At 62.6% G+C, this 20,955-nt stretch carries 20 protein-coding genes; 11 read left to right on the top strand and 9 right to left on the bottom strand.

Going from position 1 to position 20,955, the window contains the following annotated elements; genetic code table 11:
- A complete protein-coding gene (locus C4S68_RS05095) occupies nt 1-1,248 on the bottom strand; it encodes an FAD-binding oxidoreductase (RefSeq protein WP_103931865.1) in 1,248 nt (415 codons plus the stop codon).
- A complete protein-coding gene (locus C4S68_RS05090) occupies nt 1,248-2,735 on the bottom strand; it encodes an FAD-linked oxidase C-terminal domain-containing protein (protein ID WP_103931864.1) in 1,488 nt (495 codons plus the stop codon). Before C4S68_RS05090 ends, C4S68_RS05095 begins: the two co-directional genes overlap by 1 nt.
- 253 nt (nt 2,736-2,988) lie before the next feature.
- On the opposite strand from C4S68_RS05090, the gene C4S68_RS05085 reads away from it, so the two are divergent.
- The gene (locus C4S68_RS05085; RefSeq protein ID WP_160114997.1) at nt 2,989-3,786 is read left to right on the top strand and encodes a ribonuclease T2 family protein; all 798 of its coding nucleotides are present in this window, start codon (nt 2,989-2,991) and stop codon (nt 3,784-3,786) included.
- Between the two features lie 18 nt (nt 3,787-3,804).
- On the opposite strand, the gene C4S68_RS05080 is transcribed toward C4S68_RS05085, so the two are convergent.
- Entirely contained in the window at nt 3,805-4,611 is an 807-nt protein-coding gene (locus C4S68_RS05080) for a TIGR00282 family metallophosphoesterase (RefSeq protein WP_103931862.1), read from the bottom strand.
- Nucleotides 4,612-4,719: 108 nt separating this feature from the next.
- On the opposite strand from C4S68_RS05080, the gene C4S68_RS05075 reads away from it, so the two are divergent.
- Entirely contained in the window at nt 4,720-5,841 is a 1,122-nt protein-coding gene (locus C4S68_RS05075; RefSeq protein ID WP_160114996.1) for an aminotransferase-like domain-containing protein, read from the top strand.
- A 45-nt stretch (nt 5,842-5,886) separates the two neighbouring features.
- Complete coding sequence (locus C4S68_RS05070; protein ID WP_160114995.1) at nt 5,887-6,741, top strand: beta-1,6-N-acetylglucosaminyltransferase; 855 nt, start codon at nt 5,887-5,889, stop codon at nt 6,739-6,741.
- A gap of 314 nt (nt 6,742-7,055) precedes the next feature.
- Here C4S68_RS05070 and C4S68_RS05065 read toward each other — a convergent pair whose 3' ends face one another.
- Nucleotides 7,056-9,023 (bottom strand): lysine--tRNA ligase, encoded by a 1,968-nt coding sequence (locus C4S68_RS05065; protein ID WP_103931859.1) that lies wholly within the window; start codon nt 9,021-9,023, stop codon nt 7,056-7,058.
- Nucleotides 9,024-9,161: 138 nt separating this feature from the next.
- The gene (locus C4S68_RS05060; RefSeq protein WP_103931858.1) at nt 9,162-9,746 is read right to left on the bottom strand and encodes a TetR/AcrR family transcriptional regulator; all 585 of its coding nucleotides are present in this window, start codon (nt 9,744-9,746) and stop codon (nt 9,162-9,164) included.
- 156 nt (nt 9,747-9,902) lie between these two features.
- Here C4S68_RS05060 and C4S68_RS05055 point away from each other — a divergent pair, with 156 nt between their 5' ends.
- The 8 genes from C4S68_RS05055 to C4S68_RS05020 all read left to right on the top strand — a co-directional run bounded on the left by C4S68_RS05055 (nt 9,903) and on the right by C4S68_RS05020 (nt 16,891).
- A complete protein-coding gene (locus C4S68_RS05055) occupies nt 9,903-10,892 on the top strand; it encodes an SDR family NAD(P)-dependent oxidoreductase (RefSeq protein ID WP_103931857.1) in 990 nt (329 codons plus the stop codon).
- Between the two features lie 142 nt (nt 10,893-11,034).
- A complete protein-coding gene (locus C4S68_RS05050; RefSeq protein ID WP_235011361.1) occupies nt 11,035-11,280 on the top strand; it encodes an AtpZ/AtpI family protein in 246 nt (81 codons plus the stop codon).
- Entirely contained in the window at nt 11,277-11,705 is a 429-nt protein-coding gene (locus C4S68_RS05045; RefSeq protein WP_103931856.1) for a hypothetical protein, read from the top strand. Before C4S68_RS05050 ends, C4S68_RS05045 begins: the two co-directional genes overlap by 4 nt.
- A gap of 76 nt (nt 11,706-11,781) precedes the next feature.
- Nucleotides 11,782-12,513 carry a F0F1 ATP synthase subunit A gene (gene atpB / locus C4S68_RS05040; protein ID WP_103931855.1) on the top strand — a complete coding sequence of 244 codons (732 nt, stop codon included), beginning with the start codon at nt 11,782-11,784 and terminating at the stop codon, nt 12,511-12,513.
- 206 nt (nt 12,514-12,719) lie between these two features.
- Complete coding sequence (locus C4S68_RS05035; RefSeq protein WP_103931854.1) at nt 12,720-13,022, top strand: ATP synthase F0 subunit C; 303 nt, start codon at nt 12,720-12,722, stop codon at nt 13,020-13,022.
- A gap of 207 nt (nt 13,023-13,229) precedes the next feature.
- The gene (locus C4S68_RS05030) at nt 13,230-15,128 is read left to right on the top strand and encodes an APC family permease (RefSeq protein ID WP_103931853.1); all 1,899 of its coding nucleotides are present in this window, start codon (nt 13,230-13,232) and stop codon (nt 15,126-15,128) included.
- A gap of 24 nt (nt 15,129-15,152) precedes the next feature.
- Complete coding sequence (locus C4S68_RS05025) at nt 15,153-15,914, top strand: DNA polymerase beta superfamily protein (protein WP_103931852.1); 762 nt, start codon at nt 15,153-15,155, stop codon at nt 15,912-15,914.
- A 77-nt stretch (nt 15,915-15,991) separates the two neighbouring features.
- Nucleotides 15,992-16,891 (top strand): outer membrane protein assembly factor BamD, encoded by a 900-nt coding sequence (locus C4S68_RS05020; RefSeq protein WP_103931851.1) that lies wholly within the window; start codon nt 15,992-15,994, stop codon nt 16,889-16,891.
- A 94-nt stretch (nt 16,892-16,985) separates the two neighbouring features.
- On the opposite strand, the gene C4S68_RS23350 is transcribed toward C4S68_RS05020, so the two are convergent.
- From C4S68_RS23350 to C4S68_RS05000, 4 genes are all read right to left on the bottom strand, one after another.
- Complete coding sequence (locus tag C4S68_RS23350) at nt 16,986-17,672, bottom strand: hypothetical protein (protein WP_200821471.1); 687 nt, start codon at nt 17,670-17,672, stop codon at nt 16,986-16,988.
- A 60-nt stretch (nt 17,673-17,732) separates the two neighbouring features.
- Nucleotides 17,733-18,215 (bottom strand): cytochrome c-type biogenesis protein, encoded by a 483-nt coding sequence (locus C4S68_RS05010; protein WP_103931850.1) that lies wholly within the window; start codon nt 18,213-18,215, stop codon nt 17,733-17,735.
- Nucleotides 18,208-20,337, bottom strand: coding sequence for a heme lyase CcmF/NrfE family subunit (locus C4S68_RS05005; protein WP_103932200.1), 2,130 nt, complete (start codon nt 20,335-20,337; stop codon nt 18,208-18,210). The genes C4S68_RS05010 and C4S68_RS05005 overlap by 8 nt, the downstream gene beginning before the upstream one ends.
- A 134-nt stretch (nt 20,338-20,471) precedes the next feature.
- The gene (locus C4S68_RS05000; protein ID WP_103931849.1) at nt 20,472-20,843 is read right to left on the bottom strand and encodes a response regulator; all 372 of its coding nucleotides are present in this window, start codon (nt 20,841-20,843) and stop codon (nt 20,472-20,474) included.
- Between the last annotated feature and the right edge of the window lie 112 nt (nt 20,844-20,955).

The raw sequence follows: 20,955 nt of genomic DNA, 5'->3' as shown, positions 1-20,955 counted from the left end.
CTAGATGCCTCCTACGAAGATGCCGGGGTTGAGCAGCCGCTCGGGATCGAACTCCTGCTTGATCGCACGCATGACGGTGATCGCCGCAGGCGCCGGGCCCCATGGATCAGTCTCGAACGGTAGGCCGCCCGGCGTAAGCACGGTGACCGAGCCTCCAGACGAGGCCAGCCGCTCGCGCAGATCGGTAACCAGCTCCAAGAGCAGCTTCGGCTCATAGTCGTTGGCGATTCGGATCGAAGCCGTCACGATGCCGACCGGATCGGCCATGCAATAGCAGGTGTGGTCGGGCAGCGAGTTTAGTTGCGCGAAACCCGCAACCAGCACCGCAAGCTTAGCCGGCAAGGCTGTCACCTTCAAGGTCGTGATGGGCGGTCCGGCAAATAGCCCCTCCCGCGCGCTGAAGATTTCACGGGTCGCCGGCTTTACCTCAAGCACTCCTGCGAGGCTTCGCAGCTTTGCTTCCTGCTCGACCAGCACTTCCGGCAACGATGCAAGCTCCACATCGAGCGCGAAGGCAAGGGAGCCGTTTCGCAACTGCATGCGCTCCACCGAGAGCCCCTTCTTCAGGACCGCGCTCATCAAATCCGCAAGCGGTGCAATCTCCTGCGACTCAATCGTGAATACCTTGGTATGCGGTTGCAGCCCATGCAGCCGGAACGTCGCTTCTGTGATGATGCCCAGTGTGCCAAAGCTTCCTGTCAGCAGCTTGGGGAGATCATAGCCTGCGACGTTCTTCACCACCTTGCCGCCCGTGCGTGCGATGGTCCCGTCCGCCAGCACGATCGTCATGCCCAGCACGAGATCTCGCAACGAGCCGTAGCGCATCCGCAACAGGCCGCTATCGTTGGTCGCGAGCACGCCGCCTACTGTCGCAAAGCCTGGATGCAGCGGATCAAGAGCTACGCGCTGTCCATGTTCTGCGAGTACATCCTGCATCTGTCGCCACGTCGTTCCGGCAGCAACGGTCGCCGTGAGATCACCCCAGCTGTGATCGAGCACGCCCGTAAGGCGCTTGGTGTGCAGCAGCACATGAGCGTCCACATACGTGCCCCACGGCTTCGTCGCCGAGCCCACCGCATGCACGATGAGCTTGTGCTGCGAGCACAGCTTCATCACCGCCGAGACTTCGTCGGTGTTGGCAGGGAAGACCGCGATGGCATGCTCCAGCGGCCGCACATGGGCTTCGCCGAGAGCAGCGATCATCTCCTGCAGGACCGGCCCTTCGACCAGAGCGCGTACGTCAGCCACTAGAACACCTCCGCGATGCCCGCTGCTTCGACGGGGTGAGGGATGTACGCTCCATGGCGGCGCTCGCCGCACAGGCGCGGCGTGGGGAAGAGCTTCTCAGGGTTGGCGATGTTCTGCGGATCGAAGGCGCGTCGTACGCGCTGCATCGTGGCGAGGTCGGGCTCGTGGAACTGGTAGCTCATCACACACTGTTTCTCGCGGCCCACGCCATGTTCGCCGGTGATAGAACCGCCGGCATCCACGCAGAGCCGCAGGATGTCATAACTCAAGATCAACGCACGGTCCTCTTCGCCTTCGATCGTGCGGTCATACAGCACCATCGGATGGAGATTGCCATCGCCCGCATGGAACACATTGGCGATGCGCAGTCCCGTCTCAGCGCTCATCTCATCCATACGCGCCAGCACGCGGGGCAACGCGGTTCGCGGGATCACGCCGTCCTGCACGATGTAGTTGGGCGAGACGCGACCCATCGCCGCAAAGGCTGCCTTGCGACCCTTCCACACGAGCGCCCGCTCGGCATCCGTCTGCGCGAGCCTTTGTTCCCAAGCGCCGTTCTTCGTGCAGAACTCGCGCACCTGGACCATCTGCGCATTCACCTCGGCGAGCGGTCCATCGAGCTCCACGAGCAACAGAGCCGTGCATTCGGGATAGCCAGCGTGCACGGCAGCTTCGGCTGCGGTGATCGAGATGCGGTCCATCATCTCCATCGCACTGGGCAGCATGCCGCTCGCGATGATGTCGCTCACCGTCTGTGCAGCGCCAGTGGTGGTATCGAACGCCGCGAGGAGCGTCTGCACCGCCTCCGGCTTGCGCAGCACGCGGAGCACGGCGCGGGTTGCAACGCCGAGCGTACCTTCCGAGCCGATGAACACACCAGCGAGGTCATAGCCCGGCGTATCCACCACGCCATGTTCCGACCCAAACCACATCACTTCGCCGCTCGGTAACACTACCTCGCAACCGAGGACGTGCGTTGTGGTGAAGCCATACTTCAGGCAATGGGCTCCGCCCGCGTTCTCAGCGAGGTTCCCGCCGATCGTGCACACCGTCTGCGACGACGGGTCTGGCGCATAGAAGTATCCCTCCGCCTTCACGGCACTCGTCACACCGGTGTTGGTCACGCCCGGCTCAACATGCACGCGCGAGTTCTCGAGATCGACAGACAGGATGCGGTTCAGGCGCGAGAGCCCGATGACGATGCAATGCTCCGTCGGCAGCGAGCCGCCGCTCAGCCCTGTGCCAGCTCCGCGGGCGACAAACGGCACGGCATACTTCGCGCACAAGCTCACCACGTCCGCAACCTCCGCGGTGGTACGCGGGAGTACCACCGCACCCGGCATCGTGCGAAAGTTGGTCAGCCCATCGCACTCGTAGGTCTGCAGCTGGTTCTGCTCCGCGATAAGACCATGCGGGCCTACGAGCGTCCGCAGCTCGTCGAGCACGGCTGGCGTCAGGTTGTTCGGTGCTGGATTCGGTTCGCTCATGCGGCGATTGGGAGGCTTCGGGACGGTCCGATCTATAGCCGGCGCGCGATCTCTCGCGGACCGGGATCGTCACGTCGACGTATAGGAACCCCACGGTGGAAGTGTAGCCGTTGAGGAAGTGGATGGGGAACGATAGCAGCGATCATCCACGCGGTAGGATTCTTACTTAAGGCGTGATATCGAGGGCATGATGCGGACATGGTGTGGGATGTATGGGGCGAGATTCGTCCTGGCGTTGGCCTTGGCGGCTTGTGTGGCTGGTTGCAAGGCTCCTGCGGGCGGAGATCTTGCCACTCAGCCAAAGACCGCAGCGCGTGCCGATGACGGCTTTGCCCAGAGCGGCAGCTCTTCTGCCGGAGGGTATTCGCAGGGCAATGAGCGGCGTCGCGATCAACGCCACGGTGGTGCACGTTCAGCCGCGCCGGGGCAGTTCGATTATTACCTGCTGACCTGGTCATGGTCTCCGGAGTTCTGCTACTCGCACCCCGACAAGCCCGAGTGCGCCACCGGACGGCGCTTCGTCGTGCATGGGCTTTGGCCCGAGAACAGCGACGGCGGTTACCCGGAAGAGTGCAGCGATGCGGCCGGTCCTGCCAATCCCGGACAGTACAGCGATCTGTACCCGGACCAGGGTCTGTTGCAGCATGAGTGGCAGACGCACGGCACTTGCAGCGGGATGCAGCCCGATGCGTACTTTAGCGCGATGCGACGCGAGGCAAACTCCGTCAAAATCCCCGGGCCTCTCGCGGACGTATCGAGCCGGATCAGCTTGTCTCCGGACCAGATCATCAACGGATTCGTTCAGGCAAACCCCGGAACCAGCGCGGCGGATTACAACCTTGGGTGCGCCAACAACTACCTGACGCAGGTCCAGCTCTGCGTGGACAAAAACCTGCACGCGACCGCCTGCATGGGCGTGCGTTCCTGCGGTGCGGACACGGTGATCGTGGTGCCGCCGGGAACTGCCAGGACGACAGGCTCCGGCGGCTACGGAGGGTACTCCGGCGGCGGTTCGCGGCGGCGGCATCACGCAGACGATCGAGGCTACTGAGCGAAGCCCGGACGCCCGTTACTCGCCGAGCATGAAACGCTGCGTGCGAAAGGCGCGGCCCGTGTTGCCGTCGCATTCGATCAGCGTGGCGCACATCTTGGGGTTGCCCTTGGCGGCTTCGAACTTGCCCGGCATGCCGGTCAGGAAGCGCTTGAGCACCAGCTCCACCTCGACGCCAATCACCGAGTCGAACGGGCCGCTCATGCCCACGTCTGTCTGGTAGGCCGTTCCGTTCGGCAGGATGCGATTGTCGGCCGTGGGGACGTGGGTGTGCGTGCCCAGGACTGCAGTGACGCGGCCGTCCAGGTACCAGCCCAGCGCAGCCTTCTCGCTGGTGGCCTCGGCGTGGAAGTCCACCAGGATGACCTTCGCGCCGGAGTTCTTCTCGATCTGAGCGAGCAACTCATCCGCCTTGCGGAACGGGTCGTCGCAGCTGTTCATGAAGACACGGCCCTGCATATTGATCACGGCATACTTCTCGCCTGAAGAAAGCTCGCCCTCGTAGAGACCGAAGCCTGGAGTCGTAACCGCATAGTTTGCTGGGCGGATGAGGCGGCGGGCTCGACCATGCGAGTCTGCCGGGACCGACATGTAGTCGAAGATCTCTTTCTTGTCCCAGATGTGATTGCCGGTGGTAATGACATGCGCGCCGAGATCAAAAAGTTCCTCTGCGATGGACGGCGTAATGCCGAAGCCACCGGCGGAGTTCTCGCCGTTGATGACCAGGAGGTCGACCGCATTGGACTCGACGACGTGGGGGATGTGTTCGCGAACGATGTGCCGGCCGGCGGAGCCAAAGACGTCGCCGACAAAAAGGATATTCACCCTACGAGTTTAACTCGCCCTCGTGTGCGTTACGGCTCGATGTCCGATTCGCAAGCAGAATCCCGAGGTCACCGTGGAATCCGCAGCCTGAACCGATATTCTGTTCGCATGATCGACCGCGCCCAGGCGGCTCCCATCGACCTCGTGTGGAACTTCCCGCTCCTGCCCACCCAGGGCGCGGAGTGGCAGACCTATCTCGAGCGCGCCGTACGCTCGCTGCATGTCGAGGACCCGGTCGAGATGCGGCCCAGCTTCCGCGGAGCCGATGCCGATCTCCGCGTCCGCGCGGCTCGCTGGCTTGGCTCCGATCCTGCGCTGACGTGGTTCACCTGCGGTGGCCACCATGCGGCGCTGGTGTCGCTGTTCGCAGCCGATCTTCCGGGCAAGGGCATCGCCGTCGAGCGTGTCACCTACGGCGGCATCATCGACCAGGCGAAGATGCTGCGCTCTGAGTTGGTGCCATGCGCGTACGACGCCGAAGGGATGCGCCCCGAGTCACTCGACGAGCGCTGCCGCAACGCCGAGGTACGGGCGGCGTTCCTGATGCCCACAGCGCACAACCCGCTGGGCTGCACCATGTCGCTCGAGCGCCGTGAGGCGATCGTTAAGGTCGCACGCAAGCACGACATCCTGCTCATCGAGGACGATGCCTACGGGTACATGGTGCCCGATGCCGCACCCAGCTTCCGCATCCTCGCACCTGAACGGACCTTCTACTTCCGAGGGCTCGCCAAGAGCATCTCTCCGCAGACTCGCACCGGCTTTCTCGTCGTGCCGGAACGCTTCAGCTCCGCGGTCGAGCCTGTGCTCAAGAACACCACCACCGGCACCTCGCTGGCCCACAATCTGGCTGCGATGCTGCTCATCGAAGACGGCGCGTGGCAGCGCAACGCGGACGCGAAGCTGGTGGAGGGAAGAGCGCGCAACGCTGCGGCGAGGGAGATCCTGGGCGATGCCGCCAGCGCGGGGCCCGCGTGCGCGTGGCATCTGTGGGTCTGTCTGCCGGAAGAGAGTGAGGTCACGGCACTCGAAGTGTCGCGCCGCTGCCTCGAGCGGGGTGTCATCGTCAGTCCCGCGGACGGCTTTACTCCGCCCGGATTGAAGCCCGAGCGCGCTCTGCGGCTCGCGCTCGGGGGGGAGTTGGAACGCGAGACGACGCTCGAAGGCGTGCGCCTCGTGCATGAGGTTCTTCAGGCTACAACCGCCGGGTCAGTGTCACGGGTGCAGTAGTCGCGATACCGTCGCGGTAGCATCGCATCGCGAAGGGGGCTCCTCGTGCAGCTGGCGTACCTGATCCTCGGACATGCTCATCCGGGGCAGATCATTCGCATGATCGAGCGGTTGCGGCCTTCGGCCAGCATCTTCGTGGTGCACATTGATGCCCGCGCCGATGCGGCTGTCTATGACGAGTTGGCCGCTTATGCGGTGACGGTGCATGATGTGCTGCTCGCGCCGCGCAAGCGATGCTACTGGGGCACGTACGGCATCATGGAGGCGGCTTTCGCCTGCATCTCGACGGTGCTCGCTAGTGGGAAGCCGTTCGACTATGCGGTGCTGCTCTCCGGGCAGGACTATCCCATCAAGCGACCGCAGGAGATTGCTGCCTTCTTCGCTCAGCATGCGGGAGCGGAGTTCGTCGAGGCGTTTCCGCTGGACAAGCCCAATCGCTGGACGCCGCAGGGCGGGCAGTTTCAGGCGATGGCGCGAGTGCTACACCTTACCGTGAACTTCCGCAGCCGCACATTGCATATCCCGTTGCGGAGGCGGTTCTACAAGGGCTGGGAGCCGCATGGCGGCTCGCAATGGTGGGCGCTTTCGCGGGCTGCTGTGGAATGGATCGACAGCTATCGCCGCTCGCATCCTGCGCTGGAACGCTACTTCCGCTACGTCTTCATTCCGGATGAAGCGATGATCCAGACGATGCTGGCGAACTCACCGTTTCGGGAGCGGATTGATGGCAGGGCGATCCACTACATCGACTGGGAGCGGCCCAATCCGAAGCTTCCGCGGACGTTGGACGAGGAAGATTTTGAGCGGCTGCGCGCGTCGGAGTGTTTGTTTGGGCGGAAGATGCATCCGGAGATGAGCGCGACGCTGCTGGAGCGGGTGGATGCGGATTTGCTCGGGTGACGGGTCCCCCCCTCCCCCCGGGTGTCTGCAAAATCTTCATGGGAAAGGTCTTACTCGAGGAGTTCCCGTGAAGCCGCTCATGCCCAATGTTTGCCTGTAACGTATTGATGGCAAAGGGGTAGTCTGTGCTGTCGGTGCAGTCGGAAACAGCTTCAGGTTTCCGAGGCGATCGGGTCGCTGCCGGAACGATACCCCACCCTTTCGCAAAGGACGCGAAAGGATGGGCCACCCAGCGTTGAGAAGATGGGCCACGGGCCGCTGTGGCGAGTTCGCCCGGGTCCCTCGAGGGACCCGGGGCACCCGGAGTCTTGCGGCTACTCGGCGGATTCGCCGTGGGAGGCGTCGGATTCCTTTTCCAGCTCGGACTTCTCCGCGTCTTTCTTCTCTGGGCGCATGAGGGGGAAGAGGATGACGTCGCGGATGGAACGGGAGCCGGTGAGGATCATGGTGAGGCGGTCGATGCCGATGCCTTCGCCGGCGGTCGGAGGCAGACCGTAGCCCAGCGCGCGCACGTAGTCCGAGTCCATCTCGCCCATGGCTTCGTCGTCACCGGCGGCCTTTTGCGCCAGCTGGTCGTTGAAGCGGCCTTCCTGGTCGACGGGATCGTTGAGCTCGGAGAAGGCGTTGCCGACCTCGAAGCCACCGATGTAGAACTCGAATCGCTCGGTCCATTCGGGCTCGTCGGGCTTGACTTTGGAGAGCGGCGAGACGGCGAGAGGGAAGTCGTAGATGATCGTGGGCTGGATGAGGTGCTCTTCGGCGAATAACTCAAAAATGTCCGAGTACGCCTTGTTGCTTCCGTCTCTAAGGTGCTTATCGAAGATTTGCTTGAGCGATCTTTGGAGTTCGCGAGTTCTGCGACGTAGTTCAAATACCTCCCGCAAGCTCTGGAGCGCCTCTGGATCGTCTGCTACTAATTGCGCTTCGTCATACTGGTCGCCCTCAGAAAAATTTTCAAGATAAGCTTCCATGCTCTTACTCGCATTGTGAAGGCAGTGATCCAGTTGTGTTGTGATGCTTTCGAGTGTTGGTGGCGTTCCGGCTGATGCTGGCCAGAACTTGATGATCGCCTCGCGCATGGACAGCTTCTGCCAGTTTGCGAGGTCGATCTCGACCCACTCGCCGGCGCGGGGGCCTTGGGGTAGTGGGAACTTGGCGATGGTTGTCCCGTTCACTTCCTTGGAGACGTCGGTGATGAGCTCCTGGGTGAGGTCCATCAGGTCGTGGTAGTTCGCGTAGGCCTGGTAGAACTCGAGCATGGTGAATTCGGGGTTGTGGCGGGGGCTGACGCCTTCGTTGCGGAAGTTGCGATTGATCTCGTAGACGCGATCTAATCCGCCAACCACCAGCCGCTTCAGATAGAGCTCGGGCGCGATGCGCAGGTAGAGCGGCATGTCCAGCGCGTTGTGGTGGGTGGTGAAGGGGCGCGCTGTGGCGCCGCCGGCGACGGGGTGGAGCATGGGCGTCTCGACTTCGAGGTAGCCGCGCGCGTCAAAGAAGGTGCGGATGGCGCGGAGGACGGCGGCTCGCTTGACGAAGGTGGCGCGGACGTTGAGCTCGGTGTCGGGTGTTGGTTGTTGGGTGTCGGGTGTGGGCGGAGATGCAGGTCTCTCCACTGCGTCTGCGCTTTGCTCCGACTCCGGTCGAGATGACACATCTGCGGAGGGTGCAGGCTTCGCCTGCGCGCCGGAGTTCATGATGAGGTCGACGTAGCGGCGGCGGTAGCGGGTCTCGATGTCTTCGAGGCCGGAGTACTTGTCCGGCAGGGCGAGCATGGACTTGGTGAGGAGTACGAGCGCGGGCTGGCCGGGCTGGATGTCGATGGCACGGGCGTGGAGGGTGAGTTCTCCGGTGCGGGTACGCATGAGGGTGCCGCGCACACCGACGATGTCGCCGAGGTCGAGGAGCTTGTAGAGGTCGAAGAGGGCTTGAGCCTGCTCAGGGCTGCTGCCGACGTCGTCTTTGCGGACGTAGATCTGGAGGCGGGTACCATTCTGCTGGAGCACCGCGAAGCCGGCCTTGCCCTGGGAGCGATGCGCCATGACGCGGCCGGTGATGGCGGCGGGGATGGGCGAGGCTTCGAGCTCTTCGCCGGTCTTAGGATCGCCCGCAGCGCGCAGGTCGGGGACGTTGATCGTGAAGGGGAAGCTGTTGGGGTAGCGGGCGGCCTGGAGTTGGGCGGGCGTGGCGTCGGGGCCGGTGGCCAGCGCGGCGATGCGGGCCAGCTTTTCCTGGCGCTCGGCGAAGAGCTTCTCTTCAAAGTTGCTGTCGAACTGGGGCAAAATCTTGTCTCGCTTGGGAAAGTCTTCAGTTGTCGAGTATAGCGGCGGGAGCGGTGTCCCCCCTTCAGCATCCTGCCAACCCACATCTCAGAAGCGAGATGGGGGCACCCGGATTGTGCGGGGAACAGGGGGAGATCGCTAGGGGCGGGAGCCGAGCAGCAGGATGTCTACGAGGCGGGTGGCGGTCTCGTGCCAGTCGGGAGTGTTGGCGAGGTAGGAGACGCCGACGAGCGCTTTGAGCAGGTCCACGGACTGCACGTCGGCGCGCATCTCGCCCATGGCTATGGCGCGGTTGACCAGCTTGCCGATGGCTCCGTAGATGAGCGTACCGGTGTTGGCGAAGATGCGTTGCGGGCCGCCGGCGACGTTGTTCAGCGCGGGCGCGATGATCTTCTTGGTGGCGATGTAGTCGATGAAGAGCAGCATCCAGCGGCGGACGGCCTCGATCGGAGGCAAGGTCTGGTCGAAGATGTCGGCGGTCTCGGCGAGGCGCTGGACCTCAGCGAGGTAGACGGCCTCGAGCAGCTCGTCGCGATTCGCGAAGTGGCGGTAGAGGGTGCCGGAGCCGATTCCTGCCTGCTTGGCGATGTCGTCGAGGGAGACCTCGGCGATGTCCATGCCGGAGCGGGTGAAGGCCTCGCGGGCGACGAGCAGGATGGCGTCCCGGTTGCGTTTGGCGTCGGCGCGGAGCTTGCGGGGGGCGGGTTTGGCGGCTTCGGTCATGAAATTGGTGCTGCTCCCCTTGTAAACGGAGAGTATCTCCGGTTATAGTACTCCTAAGCGGAGACACTCTCCGTTTTACGGGGTGCAGCTCCCGGAGTCAAGCGGCCGCAAGCGAGCAGGCCCGCCGGAAGCGCCCTCCGCGAGGAGGAAACTCAGATGGCAAACGCGACGATGCAGCAATTTGGATTGAAGTCGACCACCGAGGACGTGTTGGAGGGTGTGCGGCTGGATGGAATGCGCGTGCTGGTGACCGGTGTATCGGCCGGGCTGGGCGTGGAGACGGCGCGAGCGCTGGCGACGCATGGGGCGCAGGTGGTCGGCGCGGCGCGGGACCTGAAGAAGGCAGATGCAGCGACGGCAGAGGTACGAGGAGCCGCGGCCGCTGGCGGAGGATCGCTGGAGCTGATCGAGCTCGATCTGGCGAACCTGGCCAGCGTGCGGGCGTGTGCGGATGCTCTGTTGCATGCGGGACAGTTCTTCGACGTGGTGATCGCCAACGCAGGCGTGATGGCGACTCCGTTCGGCAAGACGGCGGATGGGTTTGAGACGCAGTTCGGGACCAACCACCTGGGGCATTTTGTGCTGATCAACCGGATTGCGCCGCTGCTGCGGCCGGGGTCGCGGGTGGTGAGCTTGTCCTCGGCGGGGCATCGGTTTGCGCAGCCGGATCTGGACGATCTCGATTTCAGCAAGACGGCTTACGATCCGTGGGTGGCGTATGGGCGGTCGAAGACGGCGAACATCCAGTTCGCAGTGGAGTTCGACCGCAGGCACAAGGCGCGGGGTGTGCGGGCGACGGCGGTGCATCCGGGAGGGATTGCGACGGAGCTGACGCGGCACCTGCCTGAGGGCTGGGCTGCGGATCGGATCGCGCAGATCAATGCACAGCGTGCAGAGGCAGGGCTGGGGCCGTTCGAGTGGAAGACGATTCCGCAGGGCGCGGCTACGTCGGTGTGGGCGGGTTTCGTGGGTGAACCGCAGGAGGTTGGCGGGCGGTATTGCGAGGACTGCCATGTGAGCCCCATCGTGCCGAGCACTACGCAGATCATGGGCCTGGGGCAGGGCGTGTATGACTATGCGCTCGACCCGTTAAAGGCCCAGGCGCTTTGGACGAAGAGCGAAGAGCTGGTCGGTGAGAGGTTCTAGGCGCCTTCCTTGAGCGGCAAGTAAGAGAGGGCGTCGCGAGGGCGGTGCCCTTTTGCTTTGCGGCGGAGCTGTAGAGGTGCGAGGTGGCAGGTGAGTGAGGCGTGAGGGGGCTTCCAGATGGGTTGGTGATAGTTTGGTTCACGTGGCGGACGAGAATGACAACAAGCAGGGCGGCGCGCTCAAGGATCTGGTAAAGGCTGAGGCGATGCTGCAGCTTGCCATCGCGCTGCCGCTGGGATGCCTGGTGGGCTATGGCCTGGGCACGTTGCTGGACAAGCACTTTCACACGACGTGGATCGCGATTGTGGGCATCATCCTGGGTGCGGCGGGTGGATTCATCCAGATCATCGCGACGGCGCGAAAGTTTCTGAAGCAGGATGGGCAATGATTCCGCTGGCTGAGTTTACGGATGCGGACGCGACGCGCACGATTCTGCGGTCGTTGAGGCTGCTGGCTGTGATGGTGGTGATTGCGGCTCCGGTGCTGGCGTGGAAGCTGGGCTGGCAGACGGCGGTGCTGTTCCTGGTGGGTGCGGCGATCTCCGGCGCGAGCTTGTGGAAGTGGCTGCGGCTGATGGTTGCAGCGCTGGCGCGGATGGAGGTTCCGGCGGACGGAGTTGCACCAGCTTCGGTGCGTCCGATGGCTCCTGTGCTGGTGGGTTTCTTCCTCACCCTGGGGGGAAGCGTGGTGGCTCTGTATGTTAGCCTTAGGTATCTGGATGGAAGTGTGTACGCGCTCGCCGCAGGTCTGGCGCTGGGTGTGTTCGCGCTAGTCATTGAGGCTCTCCGGCTGGTAAAGGCGTGGACGGTTTGAGGCTGGTTTTGGGCCAGCGACCGGGAATCCGCGTGTGGCCCCGGCAGCATCTCGAAGCCCTCCAGGACGGACGGATATGCTGAATCAATTGTTTGTTACCAAGGCTCTGAATCAAGTTCTCGCTGGCCCGGTGGATGCGCTGCTGCGTGCGGTACATGTGGCCCCGGCGAATCCTGCTGCGCCCATCAACAACACCTTCGCGATGGAGCTTCTGATCTTCGTCGTCCTGGTGGGATACTTCCTCGCGATTCGGACGTCGCTCAGCGTGGAGAAGCCGGGCGCATTTCAGCATCTGGCGGAGCTTACGGATGAGTTTGTGGACGATCAGTCGTCGCAGATCATCGGCCATGGGCACGAGCGCTTCGCGAGCTTCCTCACGGCGCTGGTCCTGTTCATTCTGCTCTCGAACCTGCTGGGCCTGGTCCCGGGCTTCGAGTCGCCGACCGCTGACGTGGTCGTGCCGCTGGGTCTTGCGATCTCGGTGTTCCTGTACTACCACTACCATGGCATCCGCGTGAACGGCTTTGGCTACATCAAGCAGTTCCTGGGGCCGGTGTGGTGGATCAGCTGGCTGATGCTGCCGATCGAGATCATCTCGCACTTTGCGCGCGTCCTCTCGCTGACGGTGCGACTTTACGCGAACATGTTCGCCGGCGATCTGTTGACGCTCGCGTTCTTCTCGCTGATCCCGGTGGGTATCCCGCTGGTGTTCCTGGGCCTCCACCTTGGCGTGGCGGTGATCCAGGCGTATGTGTTCTTCCTGCTGGCGTGCATTTACCTGTCGATGGCGGTATCGCACGACCACTAGGCAGTGAGTAGAGGGCAGTGAGTAGAGAGTAGAGAACGGCAAAGGCCTTCTACTCACTACGCACTGACCTCTGACCACTCAATTCAAGATCTCGCGGTGGGAGCTCCCTTCCGCGGTGTGTACCCCGCCTTCAAGCGTGAGGGGGCCAGCACGGTGAGCCTCAACCACCCACTGGAAGGCGAAGACTACGGGAGCATGGAGTCACAATGCGTAAGTTGCAATATCTGTTCATGTCGCTGGCCGCTCTTTTGATCGCGGTTCCGGCGTTCGGTCAGGGTAGCGATGCTGCTGCCCAGTGGGTTCCCCTCGCAGCTGGTCTGGGCATGGCGCTAGCGGCCGGTCTCTGCGGTCTCGGCCAGGGCAAGGCGACCGCCTCTGCCACCGAGGCTCTCGCGCGTAACCCGGGTGCGCGTCCTGGCATCTTCATCTTCCTGATTCTCGGTCTGGCGTTCATCGAGTCGTTGGCGCTGTTCACCTTCGTCATCATCTTCCTCAAGGTGCACGCATAGACCTGAGGATGTCTGACGAGACGATTTTCAAAAGAGCCTCCGCAGTTGCGGGGGCTCTTTTGTGCCGGCTGACGCATTTGCGACCGCGTGTTCGAGGAATCCACAGAGAAGCCCTCGCGAATCGCAAGACATGTCAACGATTTGACAGACAGGCGTAGGATATCTAACGGTGCGCCTTATGGCGCTATTCGAGGGAATGCTTCTCGCATGAGTGTTTTTGACGTTTTATTTGGAAAGCCGCTGGCAACCAGCGAGCAACACGCGGAACACATCGGCGTGGCGGCCGGTGTTCCTATCTTTGGTCTGGATGGTCTAACGAGCGCGGCATACGGCCCGGAGTCGGCCATGGCGCTGCTGCTCCCACTGGGCTTCTTCGGTGTTCAGCATTACCTGATGCCGATCTTCGCGTGCATCCTGACGCTGCTGGTCATCCTCTACTTCAGCTACAGGCAGACGATCGTCGCGTATCCGAACGGCGGCGGGTCGTTTACGGTCGCGAGCGAAAACCTGGGAGACCAGGCGGGCCTGCTGGCGGCTGCGGCGCTGATGATCGACTACATCCTGACGGCGGCGGTGGGCATCTCCGCTGGTGTGACCGCGCTGGTTTCCGCTGGGCAGGGAACGCGCTTCGGGGAAGACCTCCACAACCATCAGCTGATCCTCTGCCTGATCATCCTGGTGATCATCGCGGGCGTGAACATGCGCGGCGTGAAGGAATCCGGCGTCGCCTTCATGCTGCCGACGGTTCTGTTCGTCGGTACGCTGCTGTACACGGTGGGCGTCGGCTTCTTCGACATCTGGAGGGCTCACGGCCATCCGATCGCGCTTTCGGCTCCTCCGCCGCAGGACGTGAGCAAGATCGAGCATCTGTCGGGCTGGCTGCTGGTCTTCTGCATCATGAAAGCTTTCTCGAATGGTTGCGCTGCGATGACCGGCGTTGAGGCCGTATCGAACGGTGTGACGGCGTTCAAGGAGCCGCGCAGCGTGCTCGCGAACCGCACGCTGACGATCATCATCTCCATCCTGATCGTGCTGCTGTTCGGCCTGGCGTACGTGGCCAAGGCGTATGGCGTGACGGCGATGGATTCGGGCGACAGCCACTACCAGAGCGTGCTCTCGATTGAGGTTGCAGCGGTCTTCGGCCGCGGCTGGTTCTATCTGCTGACCATGGGCTCCGTGCTGGCGGCGTTGAGCTTCAGCGCGAACACGGCGTTTGCGGACTTTCCGCGCATGGCCCGCGCCATCGCGGCGAAGGACTACCTGCCGCACGTGTTCCTGCTGAAGGGCCGCCGCCTGCTGTTCTCGCACGGTATCTATGCGCTGTGTGGATTCACCGCGCTAATCCTGATCCTGTTCGATGGCGTGACGGATCGATTGATTCCGCTGTATGCGATGGGCGCCTTCCTCGCGTTCACGTTGTCGCAGGCGGGCATGGTTCGCCACTGGCACAAGACGATGGATGCGCCGCACCGGCATCTGAAGATGGCCATCAATGGCCTGGGATCGATCGCGACGGGTATCACGCTGATCGTCATCCTGGTGACGAAGTTCATGTACGGCGCGTGGGTCACGACGCTGCTGATCCCGATCCTGATCCTGACGATGCACGCGGTAAAGAAGCATTACGTGCGCGTGAAGCGGGAGACAGAGGATCCGACGCCGCTGCGCCTGACCGGGCTGGAGCAGCCGATCGTCGTGATTCCGATGGCGCGCTGGGACAAGATCACGGAGAAGGCGATGCGCTTTGGCCTGCTCATGAGCCCCATCGTCAAGGTGGTGCACGTGGACTCGGACGACGCCGATGCGCTTGGGCTGGTGTGGGAAGAGATGGTCCTGAAGCCGGTGCGCGAGCATGGTATCCAGGAGCCTGAGCTGATCACGGTGAAGTCCAGCTTCCGAACCATCCTGTCGCCGCTGATGGATTACGTCCTGAAGCTGGAGGATGAGAACCCGGGGCGCAAGATCGCTGTGCTGCTGCCCGAACTCGTGGTGCGTCACTGGTGGGAGAACCTGCTGCATAACCAGCGCGTGCAGCTGCTGAAGCTGCTGCTGCTGCTGAAGGGCAACCAGCGCATCGTGGTGGTGAATATTCCGTGGTACCTGTGAGGTAGCTTGCTGTCCGGTCCATTGATGAACGAGGTGGTGAGGTCTGGGTTCGATGCTCCTGAGAGCATCGTTCACCTCTTCATCGGTGGCTCGGAGCTTCATGGAGCGAAGGTCGGAGCGACCGACGATCTCGATGTCTACGGGATTTTTGTCGAACCACCGTCCCTCGCGTTGGGATTGGATCCTGTGGATCATTTTGTTTGGTCGACGGCCAGCGATGCGAGGCGCAATGGGCCAGAAGATGTCGACCTCACGCTGTATTCCCTCCGACGTTGGGCAGCGCTGGCCGCAAAAGGGAATGCGACGGCATTGCACTTCATCTTCGCCGATGCGACAGCGACCAGCCTGCCTGTCTGGACCCATCTGCAGGAACGCAAATCGGTATTTCTTTCACGGAAATCGGCGGAACAGTTCCTTGGTTTCGCCGAGAATCAGCGACAGCGGATTACAGGCGAGAAAGGTCACGGGAGCAAGGGCCAGCGCCCTGAATACATTGGCCAATTCGGTTACGACACCAAGGCTGCTATGCATTGCCTTCGGTTATATCTCGAATGTATAGAGCTTATGGAACAAGGTACGATCACACTTCCTCGTCCGGAACGGGACTATCTAATTGAGGTTCGTTCGGGGGTGTGGTCGCTGGACCAATTTCTCAACGAAGCGAAAAAACTTCGGAATCGAGCGATGGAAGCAGCTTCGAGATCATCATTGCCGGACGAAGTAGATCGGAAGCTCATATCCACCCTCGTGGCAGACGCTCATCTTCGTTTTTGGAGCACAGTCTAAATCTGGAACACTCAGAGCTTGGCGGCAACGCGTCCCTGAATCCCATTGCAATCGTCTAAATACGTATGAGGAGCGTAATGCATCGTCGCGGTTGGTTGTTGCGGGTCGCGCTGGCGGCTGGGTCTGTTGCGGGTGTCGTGGCTTGCGGGGCGCAGAGCGTGCCGCAGCAGCCGGCGCAGCGGACGGGCAGCTGTACGATGACGGACGAGAACGGCAAGACCGTCTCGGTGCCGGAGTGTGCAAATCCTCCGTCGACGCCGCGCCCGGACACGCCTGCCTCGAAGAACGCGGCGCAGAAGTTTCCGTATCCGGGAGACTCCTCGGATGCTTCTTTGCCGGGTGCCGATACCCAGGCTCCAACGCAGCAGGGCACGCCTGCCCCGGGCGTCGATGGCGGCAGCAACCCGAATGCTCCGGCTTCGAAGCGGTTTCCTTTCCCAGGCGAAACTCCCGATACTCCGGCGCCGGGAGCGGGTGCTCCGGCAGGTTCGCAGGGCTCGAACCCGGGCCCGCTGCGGGACGCGGGCAGCTCCGGGGAGTCGACCTCAAGTTCGTCGTCCAGCAGCTCGAACGATCCCGACGCGATGAAGCAGTTGGGGCCAAACCAGGACACCGCCGACCCCTACCAGGCAGACGATAATGCTGCCCGGGCGAGGGCAGCGTCGCGGCGGTCGAAGCGTGAGGCGCCGGCCGCCAAGCCGCAGACGGCTGATGAGCGGGTGGCGGAGGATCTGCAGGTCGCTTCGTTTTACCGGGACGGCGGCAACTGGCGCGGAGCCTACCTGCGGGCGCGGGACGCGGTCGCCACGGAGGCGGACGATCCCGAAGCGCACTTCATGCTGGCGGAATCGGCGCGGAAGATTGGCAAGCTGGACGAGGCGCAGACCGAGTACAAAGCCACGCTGGCGCACGATCCAATCCCGAAGACGAAGAAGGCAGCCGAGCGCGCGCTCAAGGAGATGGCCGGCGGAAGCTAGGAGCCGGATCTCTCACGGGCAATGCAGATCATCGCCGCACGCCAGGAAGAATCGAACCTTCCTGAGACGTACGGCGATCTTGCTTTGTGGCGGGTTAGCGGGAGTGCGGGGGCCTGCGAAGGAACGCGGGAAGATCTGTCGGCAAGGGGCGGTCCATCGGTTTGCTGCGACCTCCGCGGCTCGCGGTTTTGATATGTGCGGACTGGAGCTTGGGCGCGGTGTGGACCGGCTTGCGGCTCTTCACCGTGGCATCAAGGGATGCTGGTTCGCGCGAAGGGACGACAGAGAGCTTGGGAGCGGAAGAATGTCCCGTTCCAGTCGCCATAAGGTCCTCTTCGAGTGGGTGCCCTTCGAGCGAGGAGAGCTCGGGGAGGGTATCCTCCTCGACGTCATCGGCCACGTGCATGTACTTGCGGACGTAGCGGAGGGGCTCTTCGGCAAGAGCCATCTGCTGCAGGTGATAGCGCCAGGCGTCCCGGCGAGCGCTGCGGCGGATGTAGGGCTTGCGATTGACCTGGGCGACGGAACCATCGGGCATGATGCGGTCGAAGCTGCTGGCGGCAATGGTAAAAGTGATCTCTTCACCGGGCTTCCAGAAGCTTCGGGCAAACTCGTGGTTGAAGAGAAGGGCGTAGTAACGTCGCTGCGCGTCGAGGGCTGTGAGGGCGGCGTCCGTGCTGATCCACGGGAGGCCGAGGCGGGATACGTACCAGCGCCGGAACTCGAATCCGTTGGCGCGCGCGCGACCGATCACAATGCGAAGTAGTTCGATTCGTGTCATGGGATCCGGCTTCGTACCGTTCCCGGGGAGAGGGTTATCAGGGTTGAAGATCCGCGCCGCCTAGTCGATGTCGTCTGTTGTTTCCTGGCGGATACGGTTACGAGTTGCATCACTTGCCGGTCCTGGAAGTTCATTGGAATGTGCAAGCTGATGGTGCCGACTATACCAATAGCGCAAAACGAAAACGATAACTAACAAGCCACCTGCTGCGAGAATCCAGGGTGCGATCCACGCGACATTATCGAAGCCCCCACGCATGGGCGAAGCCAGCACGATCGGCCCATATTTGGCCATGAAGGAGTCCAGGATCGCCTTGTCGGGGCTACCGAGGGCGATCTGGGTGCGAAGCTCCGTCAGCATGGGCCCTGAGACAGGGCAGTTGACGTGGTTGCACTCGGAGAGGATCTGCCCGCAGCCGCACTGGCAGACGAGCTGATGTCCAATGTGGTCGAGCCGGGTGGTCTCGTCGCCTGCGCCCAGCATGGTGAAAGCGAAGACCGCGGCCAGCACGATCCCAAGAATGCGATGCAGGGCCTTAGGCATGGTTTGCCCCAGGGAGTTTAGCGGGCAGGCCGTCGGGCCCGAGACTTGATTTCGCCGCGTAGGCCGGCCCCGCACCGATTCCGGTGGGGTCGGTGGCGAGGCGGGGATCCGATGCCGTCTGCCGGATCTTGCCCGGGATCAGTGGCGGCACCAATGCGATGAATGTTCCGAAGACGACGACCACGACGCCAAGCCAGATCCAGTTGACCAGCGGGTTGAGGAAGATCTTGATGATCGGGCGCTGGGTATCGGGGTTCTGGCCCTCATAGACGACGTAGAGGTCGCGGGCGAGTGTGGAGTGGATCGCGACCATCGTCGAGGGCTGCTGGCTTGCGGTATAGAAGCGGCGCTCGGGCGTGAGGCGGGTGACGTACTTGCCGTTGTGGAAGACGTCCATTAGCGCATAGCTGGTGTCGTAGTTCGGATTGGAGTCCTGCGAGAAGGATTTGCAGACCAGCTTCCAGGAGCCGATCTGGACGGAGTCGCCGAAGCTCATCTCCATCTCCTTGGACTGGTTGAAGGCTCCGCCGGCGAGTCCGATGAACATGACAACGATGCCGAAGTGGATGATGTATCCGCCGTAGCGTCTTGTATTGCGACGGGTTAGCAGGATCGCCGAGCTGGCCAGGTTCTTGCCGGTCTGCTGGTGGAGGACGGCGGCGCCACGCAGGAACTCGGCCGTGATGGCGGTGATGACGCCAGCGGAAAGTGCCATGCAGACAAGAGCGTAGATGCTGGTCTGGGCGGATTCATCCTTCCAGGGCTGGACGCCGGAGATCATCAGGATGATGGCCGTGCCGATGACGGCGATGCAGGGAAGGACGAAGTTGCGGCGGATGGCCTTGACGGATGTGGCACGCCAGGCGAGGAGTGGGCCGACACCGGTGAGGAAGATCAGGAAGAGCCCGATCGGGACCATGACGCGGTTGTAGTACGGAGGTCCGACGGTGGTCTTGGTGCCGTTGACGTACTCGCTGATGACAGGGAAGAGAGTTCCCCAGAGGACGACGAAGCAGGAGAGCAGCAGAATCCAGTTGTTGAACAGGAAGCTGGCCTCGCGGCTGACGAAGCTCTCGAGGTGGTTCTCGGTCTTGAGGTGATCACGCTGCAGGAAGAAGGTGAAGAGGCAGACGGCGAAGACCACGACGAGGAACCAGGCGAAGTACGTGCCGATGGAGCTCTGCGCGAAGGCGTGGACGGAGCTGACGAGGCCGGAGCGTGTAAGCAGCGTGCCGAGGATCGAGAGCATGAAGGTGACGAAGATCAGCCACATGTTCCAGGTCTTCAGCATGCCGCGTTTCTCCTGCATCATGACCGAGTGCAGGAAGGCCGTGCCGGCGAGCCAGGGAAGCAGTGAAGCGTTCTCGACCGGGTCCCATCCCCAGTAGCCGCCCCAGCCGAGGACAGCGTAGGCCCAGTGCATGCCGAGCACGATGCCGCAGGTGAGGAAGAGCCAGGTGACCATCGTCCAGCGGCGGGTGATGTGAATCCACTTGTCGCCGGGGTAGCGCATCATCAGGGCGCCGAGCGCGAAGGCGAAGGGGATGCTGAAGCCCACGTAGCCGAGGTACAGCATCGGCGGATGGATGACCATCTCGGGATACTGCAGCAGGGGGTTCAGGCCGAAGCCATCCGGCTGGAGCGGACCGGGCGCGAAGGCGAACGGTGGTGCGGCAAAGACCAGCAGCGAGAAGAAGAAGATCTGGATGCCGGACAGGATCGTCGAGGCGTAGGCGTGCAGCGTGATGTCGGTCTTGTGGCGAAGGCGCAGGACGAACCCATACGCCGAGAGGAGCCATGCCCAGAGAACCAGCGAGCCTTCCTGGCCGGACCAGAGCGCGGAGAACTTGTAGTACCAGGGCAGCGCGTGGTTCGTGTGGTGCAGGATGTAGTCGACCGAGTAGTCGTCGGTGAACGCCGCCCACACCAGCGCGAAGGCCGCGCAGGAGATGCAGACGAAGGTCATGATGCCGGCGCGTCGCGAGGTCTCGCGGAGGCGCTCCGCCGGAATCGCGAGTGGGCGATTCTTTGCGAGCGCGTAGAGGCCAATGGTGCCTGCCAGCAGTGAGTAAACTGCCAGACCGAGCGCTACGAGAATCGCAGCGCTGCCGAAATAAGGCATGGGATGCATTCTTTGCCGTTCCTTCGATTCTTATTGTCGCAGAGAACGACATACCCGCCGTGTGAGGCTCGTCACGGTTGCGAATGCGCAAGGACAAACTCGACACGGCGGGCGGTATTCGGGAAGGTTGTGGACTAGCTCCTGGGGTCGACCAGTCGATGCACGCTGGCGAGAAGGTTGTCGGGAAGGAGTGGTTTGAGGCGGAAGAGGACGTTGAGCCCCTCGTACTCTTCTTCGGCCTCGACCATGCCGCTGATGACCAGCACCGGAACACTGGGATCGAAGGTGCGGAGGCTGCGCACAAACTCGTTGCCATTCATGCCGGGCATGATGTGGTCGGTGATCACGAGGCTGATGGTGTCGGGGAAGTCCTGGTTGCGGAACTGCTCGAGGGCGCGCTCGGGAGAAAGTACCGCGATCACGAAATAACCGGCGCGCTTGAGGATGGTCTGCCGTGTGGCAGCCTGAACGGCATTGTCGTCAATAAGAAGGATCGTAACGGGCATGAGGGCTGGGCCAGGTCTCCCTTGGTGGCTCGATGGTTCGGGTGGGCTGGTGATCATCTTTGAATGCGGAGAGACAGCTCCTCGCGAGTAATTCGATCCGGGACGACTTCTA

This window comes from Bryocella elongata, assembly GCF_900108185.1.
GTDB classification, from domain to species: domain Bacteria; phylum Acidobacteriota; class Terriglobia; order Terriglobales; family Acidobacteriaceae; genus Granulicella; species Granulicella elongata.
Note: the sequence above shows the minus strand (reverse complement) of the source record. Positions and strands in the feature narration are given on the sequence as shown.